At 63.0% G+C, this 4379-nt stretch carries 5 protein-coding genes; 4 read left to right on the forward strand and 1 reads right to left on the reverse strand.

Annotation, left to right across the window (positions count from 1 at the left end; all coding sequences use genetic code 11):
* A partial coding sequence (locus tag AC1DSN_RS18990) for a hypothetical protein (protein WP_477332221.1) occupies window positions 1–211 on the forward strand: 211 nt, incomplete at its 5' end.
* A 5-nt stretch (window positions 212–216) separates the two neighbouring features.
* Here AC1DSN_RS18990 and AC1DSN_RS18995 read toward each other — a convergent pair.
* The gene (locus AC1DSN_RS18995) at window positions 217–2157 is read right to left on the reverse strand and encodes an FTR1 family protein (RefSeq protein ID WP_477296366.1); all 1941 of its coding nucleotides are present in this window, start codon (window positions 2155–2157) and stop codon (window positions 217–219) included.
* A gap of 210 nt (window positions 2158–2367) precedes the next feature.
* Here AC1DSN_RS18995 and AC1DSN_RS19000 point away from each other — a divergent pair, with 210 nt between their 5' ends.
* The 3 genes from AC1DSN_RS19000 to AC1DSN_RS19010 all read left to right on the forward strand — a co-directional run bounded on the left by AC1DSN_RS19000 (window position 2368) and on the right by AC1DSN_RS19010 (window position 4338).
* Window positions 2368–3018 (forward strand): DUF3313 domain-containing protein, encoded by a 651-nt coding sequence (locus AC1DSN_RS19000; protein ID WP_477332223.1) that lies wholly within the window; start codon window positions 2368–2370, stop codon window positions 3016–3018.
* Window positions 3019–3026: 8 nt separating this feature from the next.
* On the forward strand, window positions 3027–3374 hold the full coding sequence (locus AC1DSN_RS19005) for a hypothetical protein (protein ID WP_477296364.1): 348 nt from the start codon (window positions 3027–3029) through the stop codon (window positions 3372–3374).
* A 271-nt stretch (window positions 3375–3645) separates the two neighbouring features.
* Window positions 3646–4338, forward strand: coding sequence for a hypothetical protein (locus AC1DSN_RS19010; RefSeq protein ID WP_231873851.1), 693 nt, complete (start codon window positions 3646–3648; stop codon window positions 4336–4338).
* The last annotated feature ends 41 nt before the right edge of the window (window positions 4339–4379 follow it).

Raw genomic sequence — 4379 nt, forward strand, 5'->3', positions numbered from 1 at the left:
GGGTGTCAGAGGCCTCCCCAGGGCCTCCCTGCGCGCGTTCATCGTGATGCTGGAGGTGTTCGAGACGCGGGGTGGGGGCGCCATGATCCTCTTTCTTCCACCTGCAGCACGGGACGGCGCGGATTTCATAGCCATGCCTATCTCAAGGCAGCAGCTGATCGATCAGTACTACGGCGCGTCCGTACTCCCGGTGAAACAGCCCGTGGCGTAAGGGATCTATCGGGAGGCCTCTTTGAGTGCCTTCCGGTGATTTGCCCAGAAACCGCCAACCACGGCCACGATCATAAGCACCTGGGCCGCGACCGTCTGAACCGTCGGAAACAGTCCGATCAGCTCGATGCGTGGCACGCCACCGAGCGGTCGGATACCGACAATGCCTGCCTCCTGCAGCGCAGCGATACCCTTGCCCGCGAGCACCACGGTAAGTATCGCCATCAACCACGAGCTATAGGCGAAGAACTTGCCGATCGGAAGCATGCGGCTGTATCGCAGCAGCGCCCAGGCGATGATCGCGAGCGCGACACAGGCCGTGGCGGCGCCGGCCAGGAGTGCGGCACCGCTGCCGGGCGTCCAGAGCGCGGCGTAGAAGAGGATCGTCTCGAACACCTCGCGATACACCACGATAAAGGCGAGACCGAACAGGAACCATGCCGAGCGGCCCGACAGCGCCGTGGCCATGCGTTCCTTGATATAGCGCTGCCATTGTCCGGCCTGGGATTTCCCGTGCATCCAAATGCCGATAGACAGGAGCACCACCGCGGCGAATACCGAACCAAAACCTTCCGTCAGTTCGCGGCTCGCGCCACTGATGCCGATCAGCCACGTCGCGGCGACCCAGGTAAGGAAGCCGGCCGCGAGCGCGCCCGTCCAGCCAGCGTGGACATACGGCATGACTTCCATGCGCTCGGCCTTGCGCAGGAACGCGATCATCGCCACGACGATGAGCAGCGCTTCGAGGCCTTCGCGCAGAAGAATGGTCGCCGCACCAATGAAGGTCGAAAGCTTGCCACTGGCATTGGGTGAAATGGCGGCTTCGGCATCGTCCAGCAGCGTGCTCAGGACCTGTTCGCGGTTCGCGACGTCGTCGGCGCTCGCGCCGTGCTCGATCGCCGCGCGGTATTCGCCCATCGAGCCTTCGATGTGCTCGAGCAGCGTGCTGTCGCGGCTGCCCAACAAAGGTTCGACGGGCTCGAAGCCATCCAGGTAAGCCGACAGTGCCAGTGTGCTCGCGCCCGACTTGTCACCCGCGCGGTAGGCTACGACGCTCGCCTTGAGCTTCTCGCGCACCACGGTCAGCGACGACGCCGAAACTTTCGGTGCGAGCACGTCGGGGTGGCGACGGAGGTAGCCCATGATTTCATCGGCTTGCTGTTGGCCGATGCGCTTGCCAAGCGCCGAGGGTGTGGTGGTCACGAGGGAGGTGAGGTCGGGGACTTCCTTGCGCAGCGTAGCGTCGTGCTGCCAGAGACCTTCACCGGCCGCGGCGACCTGATCGGGAACGGCAAAGTGGCCGACATACAGGGCCAGCGACCAACGGTCGTCATCGGAGAGACTGGCGAAGCTAGGCATGGGCGTGCCGTCGACGCCTTGCGTGACGATCTGGTACAGGGAAAATACGCTGCGCTCGCGTGCGCGATCCTGGTCGGTGAAGGCGATGGGTGGCGTCGCCAGCGCCTTCGCAGCGGGGCCGTCGCCATTGCCCGTGGCGCCATGACACGCCACGCAGTTCTGCTGGAACAGCTGCGCGCCATGCGCGAAGTCGGGCACGCGAGCCGGCGCCAGGGGCACGGGATAGGCGGCTAAAAGGGCGGCTGCCAGCTTGTGCGAGGCATCCGCGACATCTTTTGGATCCGCTTTAGACGCGATGGCTGCCCTGAGGGCGGCTGCCTGGTCGACCAGCCCGGCTTTGCCGGCTTTCTCCGGCAGGGCCGCGATGTGTGCCGAGACGGTGGAGGCAAATTCTTGCTGCTCGGCGTATTCAGCGGGGCTGGATACGGCTCCATGATTGACCGCGCCGGCATAGTCGACGGCGATGTAATCGAGCAAACGCCAGGCCGTTTGCGCGTCGGCTGCGTAGGGTTCGGCGGCCAGGCACGTCGTCGAGAGGGCGAGAAAGAGGGTTAGTCCAGCAAACCACCGGATAACGCGGGGGACCATGGTGCGAGGCCATTCGTAGTGAGAATCGTTATCGTACAGGAACGGCGGTTCGGCCGAACTCTTACGGGGTGGATTCTAGGTAGTAGTACCGGCTCGTAGCGGGATCGGTGGGCCTAAGCTGCTCGTTAGTCGGAGCCACAACGGCGCCGTGAACCGGGCTGTGACGCGGGGTTCGAAGCTCGTCCCTGGCGCGGCTTAGAGGAGCTTTCCATGCGTCGTGCTCTTTGCCTTATTGCCGGCTTGCTCATACTCAMCGTTGCGACGGCAGCCGCGCCGCCTCCGCAGAGCGGATTCCTTGACTCCTACCCAACGCTGCAGCCCGACCCCAAGCACGAAGGATCCTTCATCTACATGGCGCCAGGAGCAAGCCTCAAGGGCTTGACCAAGGTCCAGATCGACCCGATCCTCGTCTGGTACTCGAAGGACTCCACCTACCAGGGCATCGATCCGAACGAGCTGTCCGCCGTGACGGAGAACCTGCGCAAGGCGCTGATCAAGAACCTCGAGCCGAAGTATCCCGTGGTCGACGCGGACGGCCCGAACGTTCTCCGACTGCGCCTTGCCGTTACCAATGTGGTTGCGGAGAAAAAGAAGCGCGGCCTTCTCGGCTATACGCCCGTCGGCTTCGTCATCGGCGCGGCGAAGAACGCGGCGACCGCCGGACCCAACCTCAACATCGCGTCTGCCACGTTGGAGGCAGAGCTTCTGGACGCCTCCGGCAAGCGTCTTGCCGTGGTCATCGATCCCCTGGCCGGACAGGACGTCGAAAAAGAGAACCTCACGTGGGCGGATATCGGGAAAGTCCTGGATGCCGCGGGTAAGCGCCTCAGGACGCGCCTGGACAGCGACAATCTGCAGTGATCTCGCGCTTGAACTCCGCCACGCAAGTGCTGTTCGAGCGTGGCGGAGCGCGAGCGATCTTCGATCACTTCCGGAATCTTCTGGTCGCGACTCTTGTCGTCACGGCTGGCCTGGACACCGCGAAGCGAAGCGACGCAGATGCCGCGCTGCATCTCTTCGTCAATCCGGTGCTGCTTAGTTGCATCGTCGTGTTCCTAGGCATCGTGCTCATTGCGGTCAATTTCTTCGATGGCCTGCAGAAGCTGCGTCGATTCCGGTGGCACATCCTGCTCCAGTTCGCCATGGGCCTTGCCTATCTGGTGATGTCTGTCCGCATGGTCCAGATCGTCGTCTTCTTCCGTACGCACGGCTGCTGACTCATGCCGGTATTCCCACAACGTTGTCCTGGAGAGATCGCTCATCGCTATCGGAAGGTATGAGCCCGGAAAGGCTTCCTTGGAAGCCGGCCCTCCAATGTAGGGGAAGGACTACAGACGCCGCCAAGGCGGCCATGCTGAAATACCGCCGCCCCGGCCCAGACCGGGCGCGAAGTGACAGGGGAACTCGAATTGGATCAGCTGACCGCCGTGCCGTGAGGTACGTCACGCGGTGGGCTAGCTGACGTCAACAGTGACAGGGGAGCAGGGAATGAACGTACGTCTTATCGCGGCGGTGCTTGTCGTCGCCGCCACGCTGACCGGCTGCGCAGGCAAGCCGCAACGCGCCATCGCCTTCACCGCACCGGTGGTCACGGCGCAGCCAGAGAAAATCGGCGTGGCGATGACCGCACTGCCCAAGGTCGATACGTCCCTGCCCGGGGCGGGCTGCCTGCTCTGCCTGGCAGCTGCGTCGATCGCAAATTCGACCTTGACCGGTTACACCCACACGTTGCCGAAGGAGGATCTGCCTGCGCTGAAGCAGAAGGTCGCCGAACTGCTGCGCAAGAAAGGTTTGACCGTGGTTGTCATCGACCAGGACATCAACGTCGCAAAACTCCCGAAGGCGCAAGCCAAGGGCGACGACTTGGCGAAGCGGGATTTCTCATCTCTTGGCACTCAGTACGGGATCGATCACCTGATCGTGATCGACATCTGGCAGGTCGGTTTCGAGCGTCCTTATGCCGATTACATCCCGAGCAGCGACCCCAAGGGCGCGATCACCGGCCTGGGCTACGAGGTGAACCTGAAGACCAACGCTTACGAGTGGTACGCACCGGTCACGATCCGCGTCAGTGCGGAGGGTAAGTGGGACGAACCGCCGCGTTTCCCGGGATTGACCAATGCCTATTTCCAGGCTCTGGAGCTGGGTAAGGACAAGTTTCTCAATCCATTCAACGGTTGATGAAACACATGCGCGTTTCCCGATCGCGCGCTGGGGTGGCG

It is taken from the genome of Luteibacter sp. P4_D7_3 (assembly GCF_056401735.1).

Excerpts from the sequence above, each read along its gene's own strand:
- AC1DSN_RS18995 (WP_477296366.1), bottom strand. The coding sequence starts at position 2,157 with ATGGTCCCCCGCGTTATCCGGTGGTTTGCTGGACTAACCCTCTTTCTC.
- AC1DSN_RS19010 (WP_231873851.1), top strand. The coding sequence starts at position 3,646 with ATGAACGTACGTCTTATCGCGGCGGTGCTTGTCGTCGCCGCCACGCTG.